Genomic DNA, 20337 nt, shown 5'->3' with positions numbered 1-20337 from the left:
TTCAGATGAAGGATAATAGAGGGGGCTTTTTTTATGTCAATGGCTTATGAAGAATATATGCGCCAGCTTGTCGTTCCGATGCGCCGCGAGCTGACTGGGGCCGGTTTTGAAGAATTAACAACGGCAGAAGAAGTGGAGAATTTTATGGAAAAGGCAGAGGGCACAACTCTCGTAGTCGTTAACTCTGTTTGCGGCTGTGCAGCTGGTCTTGCGCGTCCTGCGGCAACTCAGGCAGTCCTGCAGAACGACAAAACACCTGACAATACGGTGACAGTATTTGCGGGCCAAGATAAAGAAGCCACTGCAAAAATGCGGGAGTATTTTACAGGCCAGGAGCCTTCTTCGCCGTCAATGGCTCTTTTGAAAGGCAAAGAAGTCGTGCATTTTATTCCGCGTCATGAGATTGAAGGGCACGAAATGGAAGAAATCATGAAAAACTTAACTGACGCCTTTGATGCACACTGCTAAATGCCCGTTTTCCGGGCATTTTCTTTTGGAGTATAGATCATGATTACAACAAGCTATAGACCGTCTGACCACACGATAAAGATCGCAAAAATGCTTTCGGAAGAGCTGGGTATACGATATTGCGACCGAAATAAACAAACGGTTGAAAATATGCTGAAGTCAGCTGAGCGTGATTTGCTCGTAATTGGAAAAGAGCGGTTCGAACTTTATACAAAACAAGGCGGTAAATTCTTTTTTCATCCGAATACAGCGATGTTCAGAGCTAAACGGTTTATGCGCGGCGAGCAAGAGCCAATGCTTCGGGCAGCCGGCTTAACGGCGGGAGATTCTTTTTTGGATTGCACGCTCGGTCTGGCTTCCGACGCAATTATCGCAAGTATGGCCGTTGGTGAAACCGGGTCGGTGATCGGGCTGGAAAAAAACAAGCTTGTGTCCGTTCTGGTGAATACGGGGCTCCATTCGTGGGAAACCGGTATAGAACAGCTTCAAGCTGCCATGAGAAGAATACAAGTGAATCATGCGGATTGCTTTGACTATCTAAAGCAGCTGCCTGACAAATCAGTAGATGTCATTTATTTTGATCCGATGTTTCATGAGCCTGTAGAGTCGTCTGATGGCATCGCGCCATTACGAGAGCTGGCTGAGGATTCTGCATTGGCCGACGGCTGCATCAAAGAAGCGGTGCGGGCAGCCAGAAAAAGCGTTGTACTCAAAGACCATTGGAAAAGCCCGCGCTTTGACCAATTTGGTTTTAACGTATTGAAAAGAAAAACAGCGCTTTTTCACTACGGTGTTATTCAAATCGCAAGCGAAACAAGCCCGTGAAGAACCTCACGGGCTTGTTTCTAATCGGTGACTTCCATGACGACAAAGTATAATAATGTTAAAAGTGAAACCGTTGCAAACAAGGCGTCAATCATGCGGAAGGCCTCCTTTCATATTATATTGTAAGCGTTTTTATACACGCGGCAAAGCAACAAATCTCCTAAATTGACTTAGAGCTTCATATAGTACATGACTTGTAAGTTCGACCTATGATAAAATAAGAGAAACATGACAATAAAATAGAGAGGAATAAGCAGTCATGAAATTGTGGATGAGAAAGACCCTTGTGGTTTTATTTACCATCGTAACGTTCGGGCTTGTATCTCCTCCGGCTGCTCTCATGGCAGACAAGCCTTCAGGACAGCCGAGCAGTCTTGAGCAGAATGATTACACCGCTTTTTATGATGAGCATGATTTGTACGATGATTATGAATCGGAAGACAGGCGAGACCCCGAATTACTTTTTCAATCGTACAAGGAACAGCTCCTTGACAGCGCTGAAAATCAGTCCTTTTTGAAATTTGGCAGCAAAATTGCTCCGGTCATTGAAGATGACTATCGGAAAGAGATTCTGCCGAAAATCGAAAACGTCATATGTGACTTTTTAGCGACATTACAAGATGACGAAGCGTATCAAGATGTTGTGATTTCAAGCAAGCCTTCAGCGGGGAAAACGGAGAAAATCTTTCACGTTTTTAATCGGTCAACCGGAGAAGACCTCCTCAGGTTCCATGTGCGCAGAGATCACCCTCCTCATGACGGCTACTGGTTTAATTTTCATTATCATACAGCAGAAGATGGATTTCAATCACACCATGAGCTTGGGAGCATTTATTGGGACCGCAACACACCTCCCAACTGGATGAGTGCCTAAAGGAGATGCCATTAGATATGAAAAAGTACACAATGAATGAAATGGTCGATATAACAAAAGATATGCTGAACAAACGGGGCGTTATGATAGAAGATATTGCGCGTATTGTTCAAAAACTTCAGGAAAAATACAATCCAAATCTCCCGCTTAGTGTATGTATGGAGAATGTAGAAAAAGTACTGAACAAGCGTGAAATTATCCATGCTGTTTTAACCGGGCTGGCGCTTGATCAGCTTGCAGAGCAGAAACTGCTTCCTGAACCGCTGCAGCATCTTGTTGAAACAGATGAACCGCTGTACGGCATAGATGAAATTATCCCTCTTTCAATCGTTAATGTGTACGGTTCGATCGGCTTGACCAACTTTGGTTATTTGGATAAAGAGAAGATCGGAATTATTAAGGAGCTCGATGAAAGCCCTGACGGCATCCATACGTTTTTGGATGATATTGTGGCAGCACTTGCAGCCGCAGCAGCGAGCAGAATTGCCCATACGCATCAGGATCTGCAAGATGAAGAAAAAGAACAGGACGAAAAACCTGTTGTCAGCTGACTTATAAAAAAATCATTTCTGGGTTCAGAAATGATTTTTTATTGTGTTACACTACTATAAGACTACTTTTAAAGGATGAATAAAATGAAACAGTATAAAGAATTATGCCGACATGTTTTAGATCATGGTGAAAAAAAGGGCGACCGTACAGGAACCGGAACAATCAGCACCTTCGGCTATCAAATGAGATTTAATTTACAGGAAGGCTTCCCGATGCTGACCACAAAAAAACTTCACTTTAAATCAATTGCGCACGAGCTGCTTTGGTTTTTAAAGGGTGATACCAATGTACGCTATCTGCAGGAAAACGGAGTGCGTATTTGGAATGAGTGGGCCGATGAAAACGGCGAACTCGGACCTGTATATGGTTCGCAATGGCGTTCGTGGCGGGGAGCTGACGGAGAAACCATTGATCAAATTTCACGTCTTGTTGAAGATATTAAAACAAATCCGAACTCAAGACGTTTAATCGTCAGTGCATGGAATGTTGGTGAAATTGATAAAATGGCCTTGCCTCCATGCCACTGCCTGTTCCAATTTTATGTATCTGACGGCAAGCTGTCCTGCCAGCTTTATCAGCGCTCAGCCGATGTTTTCCTCGGTGTGCCGTTTAATATAGCTTCTTATGCGCTGCTTACGATGATGATCGCGCATGTAACAGGGCTTGAGCCGGGCGAGTTTATTCATACATTCGGCGATGTTCATATTTATCAAAATCACATTGAACAGGTTAACTTGCAGCTGACCAGAGATGTCCGCCCGCTGCCGAAGCTTCGTTTTGCCAGAGAGGTTGATTCGATTTTCGGCTTTACGTTTGAAGACTTTATCATTGAAGATTACAATCCGCATCCGCATATTAAAGGAGCGGTCAGCGTATGATATCATTCATTTTCGCGATGGATGCCAACCGGCTTATCGGGAAGGACAATAATTTGCCGTGGCATTTGCCGAATGACCTTGCATACTTTAAAAAAATAACCTCAGGACATTCAATCATCATGGGGCGAAAAACATATGAATCAATTGGACGTCCGCTTCCGAATCGGAAAAATATTGTTGTGACATCTGCACACGATTCAGAATTCCCCGGTTGTACCGTCGTCAGTTCAATAGAGGATGTGCTCCAGATTGCCTCAGATACTGAGGAATGCTTCGTGATCGGAGGCGCACAGCTTTACACGGCGCTGTTCCCTTATGCGGACAGGCTGTATATGACAAAAATTCATCACCAGTTTGATGGAGACCGCTACTTTCCTGAATTTGATGAGAGCAAATGGAAACTTGTTTCTTCTGAGCAAGGGACTAAGGACGAAAAAAATCCGTATGACTATGAATTTTTAGTGTATGAAAAGAAGAATGTATCATCTGAAGCGGGAGGATTTTAATTGATTCGATACAGCTGTCTAGTGATTTACATTGTGTATATGCTGTTAAAAAATATAAAACAATTGTTTAATCAAAGAATGCTGGATCCGCGTCTGTCATACAAAAAACAGATGACGCTCGTTTACGAGCAGCCAAAGGCGTTTTTGGAAGGCTGTATCGGCATTTCAGGATCTGTCATCACCATTCATCAGCCAGAGCCGATACCGAGCGGTCCTGTTTTGTATGTGCATTCTCGTTTAGGATTGCCTGAACTTGCTTTGATTGCCGGGTATATTGAAGAACCAGCCGGATTTATCACAAATCCCAAAGTGTTTCGTTTACCGATTATCGGGCAATGGCTTGAACGGATGAATGTCATTCGAGAGAGCAGTTCAGACATGGTATATGAAGATATTTTGACCCAATTAGAAAAAGGCCAAAGCATGATTCTTTCTTTAGATGGCTGTATCAATCCATTGGAACTTGCAGCCCGCTGCAGCCTTCCGGTTGTAATGGTGGAAACGAAAGGAACCGATGAACTGCTGAAGGGATCGCTTGTTAAACGCTTAAAGCCAGCAGATATAGAAGTGTCATTTTCCAAGGCTTATATACCGGCAAGTGAGAAGCAATTACGGGCCTAAAAAAGCGCAGTCACTGAGACTGCGCTTTTTCATTAGGATAAAAACGGCACTTTCACACAATAGAACAGCACGCAGAAAAACATCGCCGCACTCCCGCCTAAAACAAAGCTGTGCCAAATGGCATGATGGAAGGGGATCTTTCTCCAAATATAAAAGATCGTTCCGGCTGAATATAACAGACCGCCAAGCAAAAGAAGGCTAAATCCAGCTCCTGTCAGTGAAGCATATAAAGGCTTAACCGCGATAATCATTAGCCATCCCATTAATAAATACATCAAGGTAGATAAAATGATAAACCGTTTTACGAAGAAAATTTTGAATACGATTCCGCCAAGGGCAAGCGCCCAAACGATGATCAGCAGGGTGAAGCCGAGTGTGCCTTTTAACGGTCCAAGCAGAAAAGGGGTATAGGTGCCGGCGATCAACACGTAAATAGCGCTATGGTCAATAATCTCCAAAATATCTTTCGTCTTTTTGTGCTGAATGCTGTGAAGCAGGGTGGAGCTCAAATAAAGCAGCAGCATGGAAACACCAAATATGGTAAAACTGACGATATCCCATGCGGACCCGTAATTAGCCGAAAATATGATGAGAAACACTAATGCTGGTATGGATAAGAACACACCGATGCCGTGGGTAATGGCGTTGGCGATCTCTTCTTTTATTGTATACAAGTACATTCTCCTCTCTTTAGCTGCTACATCATTTGTTTTTGCAGCGTTTCTAAAAAATTCAGCCCTTCTAAAGTGATTTTCGTGCCCGCACGTCCGCGGCTTTTTGTCACATACTCTTTCTTCTCCAAATAATCGAGACGGCTTCTGACCTGCTGCGGCGTTAAAGAGATTTGGCTGTTTTTGCTGCTTTCAGAGATAATCCGTCTGCTTGCCGGTTCGCCTTTTTCATTTAACACTTTTATGGTTTCCAAAATAAACAGAAACTCGGCTTTTTCCATTAAAGTCAGAAGCTTCGCTTTTTTCTTCGTCGTTTTTTCATTTAGCCCGTCCCGTATATACGGCGGCACGTCATACGGATGAATGGTTCCTCCGCTTGATACAGCCGCCATATAATCTGCAGCGTTTTTTAATTCTCTTACATTCCCATCAAAGGGATGCTGTTCAAGCAGCGGAAAGACTGAGGGGTCAATTAACAATTGCTGCCCCGATTCCGAAAGGAAATACTGGGTCAAAAGGGGGATATCGCTTTTTCGCTCGGACAGCACCGGCAATGTGAGCGTTAAAATGTGCAGCCTGTAAAATAAGTCCTGCCTGAATGTATTTTCAGCAACTTCTGTTATCGGGATTGCAGAAGCACAGATGATTCTCGGTTTTTCCCCATCTGAGTCAAGTGCTTCTAGAAGCTTAGCTTGTACAGAAACCGGCATACTCCATACGTCATTAAGAAAAAGTGTACCTCGGGCGGCTTTTTGAAACGCACCCAAGGCATCATCAGCGCCAAAAAGCTCGTATGCAAGGTTTTCTTCTGAATGGGTGCTGCAATTGATACTGATCAATGGTTCGCCGTTTCTTGAAGAGCCTTGGTGTATGGCTTGTGCAAAATGATCCTTGCCTGTTCCGACCTTTCCTGTGATCAGGACAGGAAGCTCTGATAGGGCGAACTGCATGGCGACTCGTTTTGTTTCGAGAAATAGTTGATGCTCTCCAATTAGATTATGAAAAGTGCAAGGTCGAGGTGCGGTAATCATTTGTTGGCTCCTTTTGGTTCTAATTGGTTCTATTATAGCATGCCTTTCAGATGAAAACATCTTTTATCTTTAAGAAACTTTTTTCTTAGGCTGCTGGATAAAGGTCACGCAGATGTTATCACGGGTGCGGGGAACTTAGAATACGATTCATTTTTTTATTTACTAAATAAAAATAATTGTCTTATTATTTGAATATTCGTGTTATAATGGCATATTAAATAGGGATTTAAAACAAGAAAGGAATCTGTACATGAAACCGTTGCTTAAAGAAAACTCTCTCATCCAAGTGAAAGACATTTTAAAGGCTCATCAAAACGTGAAGGACGTTGTGACTCACACACCGCTGCAAAGGAATGACAGACTTTCTGAGAGATACGAATGCAATATTTATTTGAAACGAGAAGACTTGCAGGTAGTCAGATCTTTTAAACTCAGAGGGGCTTATAACAAAATGAAGCAGCTCTCTGACGAGCAGACTAAAAATGGAGTCGTGTGCGCAAGTGCCGGAAACCACGCGCAAGGTGTAGCGTTTTCGTGTAAACACCTGGGCGTTCACGGGAAGATTTTCATGCCTTCCACAACACCAAGACAAAAAGTGTCACAAGTTGAACTGTTCGGAAAAGGGTTTATCGATATTATTTTGACAGGTGATACTTTTGATGATGCGTATAAAAACGCAGTAGAATGCTGTGAGCAGGAACACCGCACCTTTATCCATCCGTTTGATGATCCGGATGTAATGGCCGGCCAGGGAACTCTGGCGGTTGAAATTTTAAACGATATTGATACAGAACCGCATTTTCTATTTGCAAGTGTCGGGGGAGGCGGGCTTCTTGCAGGGGTCGGCACGTATATGAAAAACGTGTCTCCTGAAACCAAAGTAATCGCGGTTGAACCGGCGGGTGCTGCGTCTTATTTTGAATCTAACAAAGCTGGACATGTTGTCACGTTAGATAAAATTGATAAATTTGTGGACGGAGCGGCTGTAAAAAAAATCGGCGATGAAACCTTTCAAGCGCTAGAAACCGTTGTTGATGACATACTTCTCGTGCCAGAAGGGAAGGTATGCACAGCCATTCTTGAACTATATAATCAATGTGCGATTGTCGCTGAACCGGCGGGTGCTCTTTCTGTCGCGGCACTGGATTTATATAAGGAAGAAATTAAAGGGAAAAACGTAGTATGTGTTGTCAGCGGCGGCAATAACGATATCGGAAGAATGCAGGAAATGAAGGAGCGGTCTATGATTTTCGAAGGCCTTCAGCATTATTTTATCGTCAATTTTCCGCAAAGAGCTGGGGCACTCCGTGAATTTCTTGATGAAGTTCTTGGGCCGAATGATGACATTACGCGATTTGAGTATACGAAGAAAAACAATAAAAGCAACGGACCGGCCCTGGTCGGCATTGAGCTTCAAAACAAAGCTGACTATGGACCGCTGATTGAACGGATGAATAAAAAAGCGTTTCATTATTTAGAGGTAAATAAGGATCAAGATTTATTCCATCTGCTGATCTGATTTTTTCAGCACAACCGCGCAAAATGACAGACAGCCCGGCCGGCATTGTATATAATAGAAGAAAACAATCAAAAAATGAGGATTGATAGCTTGTTACTCAAAAGCCTAGAGTTCAAACGCAGCGACGGGATTCAGGTGAAAGTGACAGAAATACCTGTGTTAAAGGAAGATGAACATTATTTCTTTATGTTAAATCAGCATTTGCAGATCTACTTAAAAGAAGTATTTTTATCAAAAAGCAGGGCAAAAGTGTATTCTTTCCGACAATATATGAAGCGCCGGATGAAATGGACTGATTATCAGGCTGTTTTTCATCAAGAGGTGTTAAAACACAACGCGTGATACGCCGTTTATTCCTGTGTGTCCCCTTTGCTATGCCGCTCGAAGGCGGACGAAGGGGCATGCAGGAATTTTTTTTGCGCGTATAGAATTAAACAAAGGATGTAAGAAGGTGAGCGCGGCATTTAGTAAGCGCTTTAAGCTGGAAAGGGTGAACGGCATGAAGATGATCAAAGGTTTGGCGGCGGGGCTGATTTTTCTGCTTTTGTGTGCCTGTGGAGGACATCAGATTAAGGATCCGCTTAATTACGAGGTGGAGTCTTTTACTTTTAAAAACCAAGATGGCAAAAATGTTTCTTTAGACAGTTTAAAAGGAAAGGTTTGGCTCGCAGACTTTATTTTTACCAATTGTGAGACCGTGTGTCCGCCGATGACGGCTCATATGACAGATCTTCAAAAGAAATTAAAGGCTGAGAATATAGATGTGCGTATCGTATCCTTTAGTGTTGATCCTGAGAATGATAACCCGAAGCAGCTGAAAAAATTTGCGGCAAATTATCCTTTATCTTTTGATAACTGGGATTTTCTAACGGGATACAGTCAAAGTGACATCGAGACGTTTGCGTTTGATAGCTTTAAAGCGATCGTGAAGAAACCTGAAGGCCAGGACCAGGTCATTCACCAATCCTCTTTTTATTTAGTAGGCCCTGACGGTAAAGTGCTGAAAGATTACAATGGAGTAGAAAATACACCATACGATGACATCATCGCTGATGTGAAAGCGGCTAGTAAACTCAAGTAATCTCGAAGACAAGGCATTTTCAAATCTCCTAAAACATGATACACTTTCCACTAGTAGAATGGGGAGGAGCAACAAGATTGAAACTGCGCATTTTTGCACTCATGGCCAGTTTGATTTTGCTTCTTACTGCATGTACGAGCATACGTACAGCATCTGAGGGAAAACAAAAAGCCCATGAACTGAAAACGAAGGAACACATTGTCATTGCCGCTGTCGGAGATTCGCTTACAGAAGGTGTCGGAGATCCTGAGGGCAAGGGATATGTCGGCAAGGTGGCGGATTCTATCCGGTCAAATGAGCAAGTCAAAAAGGTTGACGTTAAAAATTATGCCGTCAAAGGGAATCGTTCGGAAGATTTATTAGAGAAACTAAAAGATAAAAACGTTCAAAAAGGCATAAAAGATGCAGATTATGTCTTTTTAACAATTGGCGGTAATGATCTGATGAAGGTCCTTCGTCAAAACTTCCTGCAATTAACCGTCGAACCGTTTCAGGAAGAGGAAAAGCCGTACGAAAAGCGTTTTAAAAAAATCATTTCAGAAATCCGCGCGCTGAATAATCACGCAGAGCTGATTTATGTCAGCATGTATAATCCGTTTACATTTACTTTATCTGAATTACAGGAAATAAACGGGGTAGTCACTGATTGGAACAACATTGCTAAAAAAGAGCTGAAAAAAGATAAACATGCAAAAATCATTAATATAGAAGACTTGTTCAATCAAAAAAGTGACAGTAAACGAATTTCTGAGGAAGATGATTTTCATCCTAATGGAACGGGTTATTCCTTAATAGCGAAGCGGGTCTATCAAGCAATTGAAAAAGAAGGATTACCGAAAGAGTAGGGTGAAATCATGAATAACTGGAAACGACTGTTTTTTATATTGCTTGCCATCAATATTGTATTAGCAGTAGGATTTGTGACGCTGGTCATGCTGCCGGGCAAGCAAGCGGAGGTAGAGGATACCTCTAAAAGCGAGTACGGATTTCAAGTGACAAGCACAAAAGAATCCTTAGCTGCGTTTGTCAACTCATATTTAAACGAGAAAGCGTCAAATCAGCTTGATTACAAAGTGGATATAGATGACGATGTCCATGTGGCAGGGAAAATCAAAGCATTTTCCACGTCAATTGACGCGTTTATCGCATTTGAGCCGACCGTGAAAAAGAATGGCGATGTCGAGCTGAATGTAACGAAATTTTCCTTAGGGAAATTGAGTATTCCTATTAGCTTTGTGTTAAATTATATGGACAGCTTCTATGAACTTCCATCCTTTGTGCATGTTCATCCCGGCGATAAAAGCATTGAGGTTCGTTTGTCTGAAATGCCATTAACGAACGGTATGTATGTCAAAGCAGATAAAATTAATTTAGAAAAAGATGAAATTGAGTTTTCCTATTACCATCCTAAACAATAGAGGTGACTGAAATGAAGCGGATTTACCAGTATTTCAGTTTGTTATCATTTACGTTTTCCCTTTACTTCGGCTGGCTGGCTTATCATCATCTGTCGGCTGAGGATATGGATCAAATGTACTTGAACATTTCGTACTGCGCATTGTTTTTGAGTGTGATGGTGTTTACATTTGGCATGAAAGACCGAAAAAAAACCGATAAATCATGAAAAAAAGAGACATGCTGCACCGTCTCTTTTTTCATGCGGCTGGACGAAAATATAAGAGAACAAGGAGAAGAAATGAAAGCATACGATTTTACGAAGGGAAACGTGCTGAGGCAGCTTATCCTGTTTTCGATGCCTATTATGCTGGGAAATGCTCTGCAGGTTTCTTTTCAATTCATAGACAGTTTATGGATCGGCAATTTGCTGGGGGCAAAAGCGCTTGGCGCGGCCGCGGTATCAAGCACGATAGTTTTAACCGTGCTGTCTTTTATTTTGGGACTTAATAATGCGACCTTAACCATTTTGTCTCAGCAAAAGGGAAAAGATGATGAGAAAGGAATGGCGTCTTATATAAATGCCTTTGTGGTTTTATTAACAGGCTTAAGCATCGGGTTCGGCGCAGCCGGTTTTTTCCTGTCAGAACCATTGCTGCGTCTTCTGCAAACGCCGGAGTCCATGATTCCGCTTGCCGAGATCTATTTGCAGATTCAATTTATCGGCATACTGTTTTTGTTTGGTTATAACTTTATCAGTACGGTTCTTCGGGCGCTAGGCGACAGCAAAACACCGCTGCGGTTCATCGCTTTTGCCGTTGTGCTGAATGCTGTGCTGGCACCGCTCTTTATTTCTGTTTTCCGCATGGGGATTGCGGGAGCGGCTTATTCAACTGTTTTGTCACAGGGCATTGCGTTTCTTTACGGTTTGTTTTATGTCATCAAACATCAGCTGGTTCCGTTTTCTATGCCAAGAGCACCTAAGTGGGAAGAGACTGCATTGATTCTAAAACTTGGTATTCCTGCCGGTCTGCAGATGATGGTGATTACAGGCGGAATGATGGCGATCATGAGCGTCGTCAACTCTTATGGAGAGCATGTGGTCTCTGGATTTGGCGCAGTGCAGCGGCTGGACAGCATCATCACACTTCCGGCTATGGCGGCCGGTACGGCGGTCAACAGCATGGCGGGACAAAATATCGGGCTCGGAAACTATAAAAGAGTGGAATCGATTGCGAAGCTTGGTGTGATATCTGTTTTCTCTTGCATGCTCGTAATTGCTATTATCATTTGGATATTCGGAAAATATTTAATGAGGTTATTTATTAGTGAGCCTGACGCGGTAGCGTTTGGTGAACAATATTTGCGGTGGATTGCGTTTTTCTATCCCTTTATCGGTATTAATTTTGTGCTGAACGGAATTGTCAGAGCTGCTGGGGCAATGATGCAGGTTTTGGTTTTAAATTTGATTTCTTTTTGGGTTTTGAGATATCCTTTCACGGCTCTGTTTTCAGCTTGGCTTGGACAGAAAGGGATCGGTCTCGGAATCGGTATGAGTTTCTTATTCAGCAGCTGTGCGGCGTTTTTGTACTACAGATACGGCCGCTGGAAAACGATGAAATTGTTTACTGAAAGATAAGAAAGACGCTGCGAAAAGCACATACCCTAAATGGGTATGTGCTTTTTTTACCGTTTTTTATCAAGTTTGCTGAAAAGCTCGATTAATGTGGCGAGTTCAGTATCCGTATAACAATCAAAGCGTTTAAAGAAATATTCAGTTTTTTTCTCATTGAAATGCTGAACGATTTTTTCACCTGCTTCAGTGATATGGATGCGGATGATCCGCCGATCTTCCTTCGATCTGATTCTCGTGATCCATTCTTTTTCTACCAGCGCGTCAGTCACTGCGGTAATATGGCTTGCTGATACTTCCAAAATGGGCGCAAATTCAGTCACTTTCTTAGGTCCCTGTTCACTTAGAATGCGCAAAATGGTAAATTCATTCCGCGAAAGCTCTTTATCTAGAATATCGTTGATTTCATTGCGTATTTGTTTAAAAACTTTACGGAGTAAAGTTTCCATATCATACATCATTTGTGTTCTTACTTTCAAATTTGTGAACCCCCATTACATAATTGCTAATACTCAAAACCTATAGATTTTTATTGAAAAGCAGAATCATTTTCATTCTATTTTTACATGCTATAATATAATAATACCACGTATTAACAAAGGAGGCACCAGTATGTCTGAAAAAAAAGAACTCGCCACATTTGCAGGCGGCTGTTTTTGGTGTATGGTCAAACCATTTGACGAACAGCCGGGAATTGAAAAAGTGGTGTCCGGGTATACAGGCGGCCATACTGAAAACCCTACGTATGAAGAAGTATGCAGCGAAACAACAGGGCATCGTGAAGCCGTACAAATCACGTTTGAGCCTGATGTATTCCCTTATGAAAAGCTGTTAGAGCTGTTCTGGCAGCAAATTGATCCGACAGATGGAGGCGGCCAGTTCGCTGATCGCGGCAGCTCTTACCGTGCAGCGATTTTTTATCATAATGAAAAACAAAAGGAGCTTGCCGAAGCATCAAAACAGCGGCTGGCGGAAAGCGGTATTTTTAAAGATCCTATCGTGACAGATATTTTAAAGGCTGAACCATTCTATGAAGCGGAAGATTATCATCAGCATTTTTATAAAAAGAATCCAGGGCATTATCAGCGTTACCGGACAGGCTCCGGAAGATCTGGATTTATCAGTGAGCATTGGGGGGCGAAATAAATGACGCTAAATAAAGAAGAAAGAATAAAGTCATTAAACCGTATGCAATACGAGGTCACACAAAATAACGGAACGGAGCCGCCGTTTCAAAATGAGTATTGGGATCATAAGGAAGAAGGGCTATATGTTGACATTGTGTCAGGAAAGCCTTTGTTTACTTCCAAGGATAAATTTGATTCCCACTGCGGCTGGCCAAGCTTTACAAAGCCGATTGAGGAAGAAGAAGTGGAAGAAAAACAGGATACGAGCCACGGAATGATTCGGACAGAAGTCAGAAGCCGAACAGCTGATTCCCATCTGGGACATGTATTTAATGACGGACCTGGACCTAGCGGACTTCGTTACTGCATTAATTCTGCGGCGCTGCGGTTTATTCCTAAGGATAAGCTCAAAGAAGAGGGATATGAAAGCTATCAGCACCTATTTGACAAATAAATGCAAGAAAAAACAAGCCTGCCTAATGGATAGACAGGCTTGTTTTATGCCTTTTTTTCTTTATGCAGGTCTTCAATAATTTGGGCAATTCTGTCTTTTGTAATAAGAGGAGCCTGATCAGACTGATACCCGGGCAAATTGACTTTGCGAAAATCAGGATGTTTTTCAGGTTCTGGGAGGATAGCATATAGGTTGCCCCATTCATATAGTGACTCTACTTCGTGGGGAGATGTCAATTCTTCGTGAAGCTTTTCACCTGGACGCTTGCCGACTTCTATTGCGGCCGGGCGCGGGAGACCGTGCTGCGCTGCGTATTCTTCAAATCCATGAATCAATTCCTCGAGTTTCAGTGATTCCATTTTAAAAATAAAAGTTTCTCCGCCTGTGGTTATAGCGGCTGATTGCAGTGTCAGTGTGGCCGCATCATTAATAGACATAAAAAATCTGGTCATGTTCTTGTCTGTGATGGTCAACGGTTCACCTTCCATCATCTGTTCAAATAAAATAGGGATGACTGAACCTCTTGAGCCGAGAACATTTCCGAAACGGACGGAACAAAAAACAGTTCCTCTATTTTGAACGTGGCGGTTAGCTTGATGAAACAGCTTTTCAGATAACAGCTTAGTGGCACCCATTGTGTTTACAGGGGACACAGCTTTATCTGTACTGATATTGATGACATGCTGTACTCCATTGATTAGGGCGGCCTCCACCACATTCTGTCCGCCGATGAGATTGGTCTGGATCGCTTCAAACGGATTGTCTTCGCATGTCGGTACCTGTTTCAGCGCTGCTGCGTGAAAGACGATATCGACACCTGTCATCACCTGATTCACTCTCCGGTGGTCGCGCACATCTCCAAGTACAAATGAAAGCCGCTGATCCTCCGCATACTTTTGACTCATAACATACTGTTTACTGTCGTCTTTGCTGAATACAATGACCTTTTTTGGTGTAAGCAGCAAAAGGCGTTTGACAATTTGACTTCCGATTGAACCCGTTCCGCCAGTGACTAAAACTGTTTTGTTATGGAAAAATGGTTTTAGTTCTGCTGTTTGCTGTTTAGGCATGGCTTATCCTCCAACTCTCGTTTCTCTACCATGCATCATATGTTCAACATTTTAATCGAGTTAATGAAAGCAACCAATAAAACGAAATTTAGGGGAATGATGATGTCACAAAGTGTTCTTTTTTAATAGAAAATGAAGAGATTGGCTTAATCTAACTAAATAAACAGTGTACTAAATTTTCATATTATCTTTTTTCGCTCCATATAAACAGGTCCCATATGATCTTATCACGTCCATATAAAAAGCTTTCTTTTGAATCAGAAACACTACGAAAAAAAGGTTCGATTGTCTCACTATTCATCAACTACATATATTTTACAATAAGAAATGAAGGTTAAAATAAGGAGGCTGTAAAATGAAGTATCCAAAAACTATTCTGTTTAGTGCCGCTGCGGGTTTATTGCTTAGCCTATCTGCAAACTCGGTATCGGCTCATCAGGCTGATGAAGTGAATCATTTCAAAGTGACGGCAAAGGGAGAGACTGACCCGGTTGCTTCAGGAGATGACGCAGCGGATGATCCGTCCATTTGGGTTGATGCAAAGCATCCGGAAAAAAGCAAATTGATAACGACAAACAAGAAGTCCGGGTTAGTCGTGTATGATTTGGACGGCAAACAGATCAATTCTTACGAGTTTGGCAAGCTGAATAATGTCGATCTGCGTTATGATTTTCCGTTCAACGGCAAACAGATTGACATTGCTGCTGCTTCAAACCGGACAGAAGGAAAAAATTCGATCGAAGTTTACGCCATTGATGGGGAAAAAGGTGAATTGAAAAGCATCACAGACCCAAAACATCCTATTTCCACTGATATTTCTGAAGTTTACGGTTTCAGCCTGTATCACAGCCAAAAAACAGGGGCATTTTATGCGTTGGTAACAGGAAAGCAAGGAGAGTTCGAGCAATATGAAATTGCCGACAATGGAAAGGGATATGTAACAGGGAAAAAAGTGCGGCAATTCAAATTACATGCACAAACTGAAGGTCTCGTCGCAGATGACGAGTACGGGAATCTCTATATAGCGGAGGAAGACACAGCAATTTGGAAATTTAATGCTGAACCATCTGGAGGATCGCAGGGCAAAGTCATTGATCTTGCTTCTGGAAAGCATTTGACAGCTGATATTGAGGGCTTGACCATTTATTATGCGCCGGACGGAAAAGGTTATCTTATCGCCTCAAGCCAAGGCAATAACAGCTATGTGTTGTATGAAAGACAGGGAGGCAATCGGTATATTGCCAATTTTGAAATTACGGATGGCGAGAAAATAGACGGGACGAGTGATACTGACGGTATTGATGTTCTTGGTTTCGGGCTGGGGCCAAAATATCCGTACGGCATTTTTGTAGCACAGGACGGAGAAAATATAGAAAATGGACAAGCTGTCAATCAAAATTTCAAAATTGTATCATGGGAACAGATTTCTCAGCATCTAGGCGGAAAACCTGACCTGAATAAACAGGTGAATCCAAGGAAGCTGAAGGACAGATCTGATGAATAAAGAAACAGCCTATTTTCGGCTGCTTTTTTATGTGCACGAAAAAATCGTTCATATGAAATGAACGATTTTTCAAGAAAGCGCCAGATGAATGGCTTTCAGTTTTGCGGGAAGCTCATCAAATGTATGAGCAGGAACGGTCTCTTTATAATTTAACGCCGCAGCTTTGTTTCGTTCCTCAGGATGATTGATATAGAAAGCGGCTTTTTCCTTAAAGTCGTTGATGCTGTGATAAGAAATAAAGGATGAAAAAGGATATGCCGCAGGGAGATCCACTAGTTGAAATGCTTCGCATGCAGCGATATCAAAGGTGCGGTTATTAAAGCTTGTATTTTTAATGCGGCTTTTATTTTTGTTGAACGTAAAATGATACGGCCGATGCGGATTGATCACGATGTCTGCCCCGTTATAATAATGAACGGCCTGTTCAGGCGGAACCCATGTGCTGACTACATCTATATGCGGCTGTTTGAGTACTTTTTTAGGCAGGTATTTTCTCCATTCCTTTCCGATGACCCGAACGGTGTACGGGAGATATGCCGCTTCTTTCACAAGCTGAACCCGATTAGGGTAAGGATAGCCGATGATAAGCAATTGTGAATGAAAGGAATGTGCGGTGTCCATTTTTTTAAACAGCCGATGATTAACAGGAATCGGAACATAATAGATATGCTGATAACCAAGATCCTGATAATAGAGAGCAGCATTTTGGTCAATTGTTAAAACTGCGTCAGCGTGCTTTATCACCTGAAGACTGATATCAATATAAAATGGGTCTTCTGTCAGCCAAACATATACGGGAATACCCTTACCCTTTAACCAGGTCAGCCAGTCGTGAGGAACGTGAACTCCAACCATCATGAGTGCGAAATCCGGCTGAAACGTTTCAATGCGTGACAGCGATTCGGTGTCTGGTGTATCTGCAGACATGTATTCTGTCTGAGCGTGCCGAAAGCATTCTTCAGCCCAGCGGTCAAAATAACTGTATATTCCTCCATATCCCGACTGGATATACAAAACTTTCATCAGAGGTTATGAAAAGAATGTAACGCTTTCTACTTTATCTACATCAATCAATGTTGTCGCTTGACCTGGCGGAGTTACAGAGCTTTCCTGTGTGACAAATACGATGCCGTGGACTTGATCAAAAGCCACAAAGACAACCGGACCGATCATGTCACCGGAATCTGTCACAATGCTGATGGTAGTGCCAGGTGTAATTCTGGCAAAAATCCATCTTGCAGGAAGGGAAGGATCTAAAACAGATTCAGCAGTAACCGTTTCGCTTTCGTCAACTTTTTTATCAACAGCAGCTTCAAGTAATTCTTTAAGGTTATTATTCACGTTTTCTCCTCCTTCTGTTGCATTTGTAAATAAAGGGCTTAAAAGGCTTTTAATAATATCCTTTTTTAACTGCGCATTTTCACTGCTCAACACATACACCTCCTATTAATTATTGAACTCACGTTTAATCATATTCTTCTGATTGGCAATTGGTATGAGTCGAACGCCGTACCTGAGCTATTTTTCATATATTTAAGGAAAATGCTGATTTTCTTCTATGGATGGACATTGCCTATACCGCAATTGACAGCATGTTCATATTGTGAAACAGAGGGTAAGGGAGCGAGGGAAGTTTGGATTTAGAAAACAAAGTGAACCAAGAAGAAAATGACGACGAATTGCATTTTATTCTGTTTTTATTCATTCTGCTTATACGTCAAACAGCTTCAGACGGAAATCAATCTGGTCTCAAACGCCAGCTCGTAGTTGCCAAGAGCTTGGTGTCCGATTTCAAGAGTCAATCTGATCAATGGAGATACGCTTCAAAATGTTATCGTAAAAATCCCTGGCTGATTTGGTTATTTTTCAGAACCCGCTAAATCAAACGGGATCAAATGTTGCTATTGTAAGTTGAGGTGCTTTTTACATGTTGACAGAGGCTCTGCTTGCTGCGGAGCCGTTTTCATGTGTGACAATAGGAGGCTTGCAGAGATGGGGGACAAAGTTTCCATTATTTTAACGAGTTATAACAAACCTGATTATCTGCAAATGGCGATTGAGAGTGTCATCAATCAAACTCATAGCAATTGGGAGCTTTTTGTCATGGATGACCATTCAAATGAGAAAACGATTGCGGTGATTCACAAGTACCTTCATGACCAGCGCATTCGTTATAAAAACAGCTTCGTCCATCCTCAAAATCGATTAAAAACAACACGTTATGCCACATTAATTAATAACGCTCTTCCATTTGCCGCCGGCGACTACATTTCTTATCTCACCGATGATACAGTTTATCATCCTGATCGGCTGAGCCGTATGGTGCAGACATTTTTGTGTCATCCTGAAGCACAGGCAGTCTATTCAAAACAAAAAGTTGTTCATGTAAACGAAAGAGGAGAGGAAATTTCCCATTTTTACAGAGATGCCAATGCAGTGCTTGATCAAGCCGCTTTTCAAGTCGATCATTGCTCTGTTATGCATCGCCGTTCGTTGCTTGATCGGATCAAAGATAAATATGGAAGCTATTGGGACGATGATATGATGCATTGGAATCACGGCGACTCAATTTTTTGGATTAGAGTAAACACATTTGCCCCGTTCCTGCCGATAAATGAAGTATTAGATACAACGTATAAGACCCCGAATTCCTTTCAAAACGCTTATCAGTTTCTGCCCGCCGATTTGATTGACGGCACGTTTGTAAAAGGATCTGATCAACATGTGTATTTTCTTGATCAAGGTGTGCGGCATCCTGTGGGGGAGAGATGGAGTTCAGTGTATCTGGATCGGACTGTTGTTATCCCCGATCCGCATTTATTTCAATATCATATGGGAAAATGTTTAAACATTCCGAATTATGTTTTGGTAAAAGAAGCTGACCAGCCTGCAGTATTTTACATTGACGCCGGTAAAAAAAGACGGATAGAAAGTCAGCATGCTTTTCAATTTTATCAATTTAAAAGAAAAGATATTTTGACGATTGAAAAAGAAGTGCTCGAGGATCTGCAGGAAGGGCCGCCTATCACGCGGGACAGATCTGGGGTGATCGCAAATCCGCCTGGACGAAGACTGTTTTTTATAGAACGCGAGCGGTTTCTATTTCTAAACGGTGTTTTTCATCCAATCAGCGAGCAAGTGGTGAGGAAATTCTTTTTGCAGCAGAAACCAATACCCGCTTCTTTCCGGAATATTCAGCAATTTCCAATTGGAAAGCCGTTTTATCCGGTGTACGATGAGATTATAAAGAAATTAAATATTGCAATCGAGTAAATGTATAGGTCATAAAAAGGAGACATTCATGACAGGACATTATTCAAAAACGGAGCATCAATATCTATCGTTAACGTCTGAATCGAAGTTGTTTGGTCATTACAGGGTATATAAAGATTCCAAGCTGCCGCAAATTTTTTCTCATAATTTTGTACAGCTTCATGATACATTTCCATTGGAGCGTATACCTGATTTTTTGCCGTCCGTACCGAAGCTGCTTGATGCGAATTATATCCATTTAAAAGCGTCTCCTCAGCATGCTTTTCCGCTCGTTTTGAAGCAGTCGCTTGTGAAAAGCGGTTTTGTGGTTGAAGATGAGCTGTTATACTGCATGAAGCTTGGAGACTGGAAGGGACAGACGGGACATCCTTTCACGGCATGGGGGACGGCAAAGAGTCTTAGTGACGGATTTTCTATCATGAAAATTTATGACTCGCTTTATATAGGAGAGGCAACCGCAGAACAAAAATTAGTGAGAAAATATCCTTTTTACAAAGCAGGTACGATTTTGCTTGTCGTTTGTTACAGCGATTCATCACAGAACATTCCGATTGGCTGCGGGGAACTTTTTATTGATTCGCAAGAGAAAACGGCTAAAATTGAAGAGGTGGCGATTTTGGATCAGTTTCAAAGAAGGGGCTTCGGCAGTATTCTTGTGGGTGAGATGCTGTCTATTGCCAAATCTTTAGGAATGGACGATGCTTATTTAGTGGCCTCAAATTCTGATGGCGTTACTCATTTTTATGAAAAGCTCAAATTTAAAAAATTTGAGCGGGTGCACACTGTTTTTCATTATTTCCTTACATAGATGGGCATTTGCACAAACCGTTTGGGACTTGGCCCGCATACAATGCC

25 protein-coding genes and 1 pseudogene are annotated in these 20337 nt (G+C 42.1%); 20 read left to right on the top strand and 6 right to left on the bottom strand.

The features are described from left to right. The first annotated feature begins 33 nt into the window (after nucleotides 1–33). From brxA to NYE43_RS10840, 7 genes are all read left to right on the top strand, one after another. Nucleotides 34–468, top strand: a complete 435-nt coding sequence (gene brxA / locus NYE43_RS10870; RefSeq protein WP_024121794.1) for a bacilliredoxin BrxA — start codon at nucleotides 34–36, stop codon at nucleotides 466–468. Between the two features lie 39 nt (nucleotides 469–507). Next, a complete protein-coding gene (locus tag NYE43_RS10865) occupies nucleotides 508–1293 on the top strand; it encodes a class I SAM-dependent methyltransferase (RefSeq protein ID WP_188323073.1) in 786 nt (261 codons plus the stop codon). 259 nt (nucleotides 1294–1552) lie between these two features. Further along, nucleotides 1553–2167 (top strand): YpjP family protein, encoded by a 615-nt coding sequence (locus NYE43_RS10860; protein WP_105991762.1) that lies wholly within the window; start codon nucleotides 1553–1555, stop codon nucleotides 2165–2167. 17 nt (nucleotides 2168–2184) lie between these two features. Then, a complete protein-coding gene (locus tag NYE43_RS10855; RefSeq protein ID WP_003230797.1) occupies nucleotides 2185–2718 on the top strand; it encodes a phosphatidylglycerophosphatase A family protein in 534 nt (177 codons plus the stop codon). An 84-nt stretch (nucleotides 2719–2802) separates the two neighbouring features. Further along, nucleotides 2803–3597, top strand: a complete 795-nt coding sequence (locus NYE43_RS10850; protein WP_044155467.1) for a thymidylate synthase — start codon at nucleotides 2803–2805, stop codon at nucleotides 3595–3597. Further along, nucleotides 3594–4103, top strand: a complete 510-nt coding sequence (dfrA, locus tag NYE43_RS10845; RefSeq protein WP_216394077.1) for a dihydrofolate reductase DfrA — start codon at nucleotides 3594–3596, stop codon at nucleotides 4101–4103. The genes NYE43_RS10850 and dfrA overlap by 4 nt, the downstream gene beginning before the upstream one ends. Next, on the top strand, nucleotides 4104–4724 hold the full coding sequence (locus NYE43_RS10840; RefSeq protein WP_103671792.1) for a hypothetical protein: 621 nt from the start codon (nucleotides 4104–4106) through the stop codon (nucleotides 4722–4724). It abuts the gene before it with no gap. 32 nt (nucleotides 4725–4756) lie between these two features. On the opposite strand, the gene trhA is transcribed toward NYE43_RS10840, so the two are convergent. Both trhA and NYE43_RS10830 read right to left on the bottom strand, forming a co-directional pair. Further along, nucleotides 4757–5398, bottom strand: a complete 642-nt coding sequence (gene trhA, locus NYE43_RS10835; protein WP_216394078.1) for a PAQR family membrane homeostasis protein TrhA — start codon at nucleotides 5396–5398, stop codon at nucleotides 4757–4759. Between the two features lie 23 nt (nucleotides 5399–5421). Further along, nucleotides 5422–6426: a sigma 54-interacting transcriptional regulator gene (locus NYE43_RS10830; RefSeq protein ID WP_213417684.1), complete on the bottom strand. Its 1005-nt coding sequence runs from the start codon at nucleotides 6424–6426 to the stop codon at nucleotides 5422–5424. Between the two features lie 250 nt (nucleotides 6427–6676). Here NYE43_RS10830 and ilvA point away from each other — a divergent pair, with 250 nt between their 5' ends. From ilvA to NYE43_RS10795, 7 genes are all read left to right on the top strand, one after another. Beyond that, nucleotides 6677–7945 carry a threonine ammonia-lyase IlvA gene (ilvA, locus tag NYE43_RS10825; RefSeq protein ID WP_095713134.1) on the top strand — a complete coding sequence of 423 codons (1269 nt, stop codon included), beginning with the start codon at nucleotides 6677–6679 and terminating at the stop codon, nucleotides 7943–7945. Between the two features lie 90 nt (nucleotides 7946–8035). Beyond that, nucleotides 8036–8287 (top strand): DUF2535 family protein, encoded by a 252-nt coding sequence (locus tag NYE43_RS10820; RefSeq protein ID WP_326323918.1) that lies wholly within the window; start codon nucleotides 8036–8038, stop codon nucleotides 8285–8287. 157 nt (nucleotides 8288–8444) lie between these two features. Next, nucleotides 8445–9026: an SCO family protein gene (locus tag NYE43_RS10815; protein ID WP_024121784.1), complete on the top strand. Its 582-nt coding sequence runs from the start codon at nucleotides 8445–8447 to the stop codon at nucleotides 9024–9026. 77 nt (nucleotides 9027–9103) lie between these two features. After that, complete coding sequence (locus tag NYE43_RS10810) at nucleotides 9104–9871, top strand: SGNH/GDSL hydrolase family protein (RefSeq protein ID WP_095713132.1); 768 nt, start codon at nucleotides 9104–9106, stop codon at nucleotides 9869–9871. Nucleotides 9872–9880: 9 nt separating this feature from the next. Then, nucleotides 9881–10444, top strand: a complete 564-nt coding sequence (locus NYE43_RS10805) for a YpmS family protein (RefSeq protein ID WP_069487337.1) — start codon at nucleotides 9881–9883, stop codon at nucleotides 10442–10444. An 11-nt stretch (nucleotides 10445–10455) separates the two neighbouring features. After that, nucleotides 10456–10650 (top strand): protein YpmT, encoded by a 195-nt coding sequence (gene ypmT, locus NYE43_RS10800; protein WP_188323068.1) that lies wholly within the window; start codon nucleotides 10456–10458, stop codon nucleotides 10648–10650. 72 nt (nucleotides 10651–10722) lie between these two features. Next, on the top strand, nucleotides 10723–12060 hold the full coding sequence (locus NYE43_RS10795; protein WP_326323916.1) for an MATE family efflux transporter: 1338 nt from the start codon (nucleotides 10723–10725) through the stop codon (nucleotides 12058–12060). A gap of 47 nt (nucleotides 12061–12107) precedes the next feature. Here NYE43_RS10795 and NYE43_RS10790 read toward each other — a convergent pair whose 3' ends face one another. Continuing rightward, nucleotides 12108–12533, bottom strand: a complete 426-nt coding sequence (locus NYE43_RS10790; RefSeq protein ID WP_024121778.1) for a MarR family transcriptional regulator — start codon at nucleotides 12531–12533, stop codon at nucleotides 12108–12110. A gap of 133 nt (nucleotides 12534–12666) precedes the next feature. Between NYE43_RS10790 and msrA the strand changes: the two genes are divergently transcribed. Continuing rightward, on the top strand, nucleotides 12667–13200 hold the full coding sequence (gene msrA, locus NYE43_RS10785) for a peptide-methionine (S)-S-oxide reductase MsrA (RefSeq protein ID WP_326323915.1): 534 nt from the start codon (nucleotides 12667–12669) through the stop codon (nucleotides 13198–13200). Beyond that, on the top strand, nucleotides 13201–13635 hold the full coding sequence (gene msrB / locus NYE43_RS10780) for a peptide-methionine (R)-S-oxide reductase MsrB (RefSeq protein WP_024121776.1): 435 nt from the start codon (nucleotides 13201–13203) through the stop codon (nucleotides 13633–13635). A gap of 44 nt (nucleotides 13636–13679) precedes the next feature. On the opposite strand, the gene NYE43_RS10775 is transcribed toward msrB, so the two are convergent. Further along, nucleotides 13680–14705 carry an SDR family NAD(P)-dependent oxidoreductase gene (locus tag NYE43_RS10775; RefSeq protein WP_024121775.1) on the bottom strand — a complete coding sequence of 342 codons (1026 nt, stop codon included), beginning with the start codon at nucleotides 14703–14705 and terminating at the stop codon, nucleotides 13680–13682. Between the two features lie 355 nt (nucleotides 14706–15060). Between NYE43_RS10775 and NYE43_RS10770 the strand changes: the two genes are divergently transcribed. Then, nucleotides 15061–16209, top strand: coding sequence for a phytase (locus NYE43_RS10770; protein ID WP_341061830.1), 1149 nt, complete (start codon nucleotides 15061–15063; stop codon nucleotides 16207–16209). A gap of 69 nt (nucleotides 16210–16278) precedes the next feature. Here NYE43_RS10770 and NYE43_RS10765 read toward each other — a convergent pair whose 3' ends face one another. After that, the gene (locus tag NYE43_RS10765; RefSeq protein WP_326365477.1) at nucleotides 16279–17232 is read right to left on the bottom strand and encodes a CgeB family protein; all 954 of its coding nucleotides are present in this window, start codon (nucleotides 17230–17232) and stop codon (nucleotides 16279–16281) included. Between the two features lie 6 nt (nucleotides 17233–17238). Then, nucleotides 17239–17640, bottom strand: a complete 402-nt coding sequence (gene cgeA / locus NYE43_RS10760) for a spore crust protein CgeA (protein ID WP_024121772.1) — start codon at nucleotides 17638–17640, stop codon at nucleotides 17239–17241. Between the two features lie 203 nt (nucleotides 17641–17843). Between cgeA and cgeC the strand changes: the two are divergent. The 3 genes and pseudogenes from cgeC to NYE43_RS10745 all read left to right on the top strand — a co-directional run bounded on the left by cgeC (nucleotide 17844) and on the right by NYE43_RS10745 (nucleotide 20290). After that, a pseudogene (cgeC, locus tag NYE43_RS10755) lies at nucleotides 17844–18124 on the top strand (spore maturation protein CgeC). 77 nt (nucleotides 18125–18201) lie between these two features. Further along, a complete protein-coding gene (locus NYE43_RS10750) occupies nucleotides 18202–19482 on the top strand; it encodes a glycosyltransferase family 2 protein (RefSeq protein WP_185848900.1) in 1281 nt (426 codons plus the stop codon). 28 nt (nucleotides 19483–19510) lie between these two features. Then, entirely contained in the window at nucleotides 19511–20290 is a 780-nt protein-coding gene (locus NYE43_RS10745) for a GNAT family N-acetyltransferase (protein WP_341061827.1), read from the top strand. The last annotated feature ends 47 nt before the right edge of the window (nucleotides 20291–20337 follow it).

The sequence above is a fragment of the Bacillus sp. FSL R5-0434 genome (assembly GCF_038004745.1).
In the GTDB taxonomy this organism is placed as follows: domain Bacteria; phylum Bacillota; class Bacilli; order Bacillales; family Bacillaceae; genus Bacillus; species Bacillus halotolerans.
Note: the sequence above shows the minus strand (reverse complement) of the source record. Positions and strands in the feature narration are given on the sequence as shown.

Excerpts from the sequence above, each read along its gene's own strand:
- brxA (WP_024121794.1), top strand. The coding sequence starts at position 34 with ATGTCAATGGCTTATGAAGAATATATGCGCCAGCTTGTCGTTCCGATG.
- NYE43_RS10865 (WP_188323073.1), top strand. The coding sequence starts at position 508 with ATGATTACAACAAGCTATAGACCGTCTGACCACACGATAAAGATCGCA.
- NYE43_RS10860 (WP_105991762.1), top strand. The coding sequence starts at position 1,553 with ATGAAATTGTGGATGAGAAAGACCCTTGTGGTTTTATTTACCATCGTA.
- NYE43_RS10855 (WP_003230797.1), top strand. The coding sequence starts at position 2,185 with ATGAAAAAGTACACAATGAATGAAATGGTCGATATAACAAAAGATATG.
- NYE43_RS10850 (WP_044155467.1), top strand. The coding sequence starts at position 2,803 with ATGAAACAGTATAAAGAATTATGCCGACATGTTTTAGATCATGGTGAA.
- dfrA (WP_216394077.1), top strand. The coding sequence starts at position 3,594 with ATGATATCATTCATTTTCGCGATGGATGCCAACCGGCTTATCGGGAAG.
- NYE43_RS10830 (WP_213417684.1), bottom strand. The coding sequence starts at position 6,426 with ATGATTACCGCACCTCGACCTTGCACTTTTCATAATCTAATTGGAGAG.
- ilvA (WP_095713134.1), top strand. The coding sequence starts at position 6,677 with ATGAAACCGTTGCTTAAAGAAAACTCTCTCATCCAAGTGAAAGACATT.
- NYE43_RS10815 (WP_024121784.1), top strand. The coding sequence starts at position 8,445 with ATGAAGATGATCAAAGGTTTGGCGGCGGGGCTGATTTTTCTGCTTTTG.
- NYE43_RS10805 (WP_069487337.1), top strand. The coding sequence starts at position 9,881 with ATGAATAACTGGAAACGACTGTTTTTTATATTGCTTGCCATCAATATT.
- ypmT (WP_188323068.1), top strand. The coding sequence starts at position 10,456 with ATGAAGCGGATTTACCAGTATTTCAGTTTGTTATCATTTACGTTTTCC.
- NYE43_RS10795 (WP_326323916.1), top strand. The coding sequence starts at position 10,723 with ATGAAAGCATACGATTTTACGAAGGGAAACGTGCTGAGGCAGCTTATC.
- msrA (WP_326323915.1), top strand. The coding sequence starts at position 12,667 with ATGTCTGAAAAAAAAGAACTCGCCACATTTGCAGGCGGCTGTTTTTGG.
- msrB (WP_024121776.1), top strand. The coding sequence starts at position 13,201 with ATGACGCTAAATAAAGAAGAAAGAATAAAGTCATTAAACCGTATGCAA.
- NYE43_RS10775 (WP_024121775.1), bottom strand. The coding sequence starts at position 14,705 with ATGCCTAAACAGCAAACAGCAGAACTAAAACCATTTTTCCATAACAAA.
- NYE43_RS10770 (WP_341061830.1), top strand. The coding sequence starts at position 15,061 with ATGAAGTATCCAAAAACTATTCTGTTTAGTGCCGCTGCGGGTTTATTG.
- NYE43_RS10765 (WP_326365477.1), bottom strand. The coding sequence starts at position 17,232 with ATGAAAGTTTTGTATATCCAGTCGGGATATGGAGGAATATACAGTTAT.
- NYE43_RS10750 (WP_185848900.1), top strand. The coding sequence starts at position 18,202 with ATGGGGGACAAAGTTTCCATTATTTTAACGAGTTATAACAAACCTGAT.
- NYE43_RS10745 (WP_341061827.1), top strand. The coding sequence starts at position 19,511 with ATGACAGGACATTATTCAAAAACGGAGCATCAATATCTATCGTTAACG.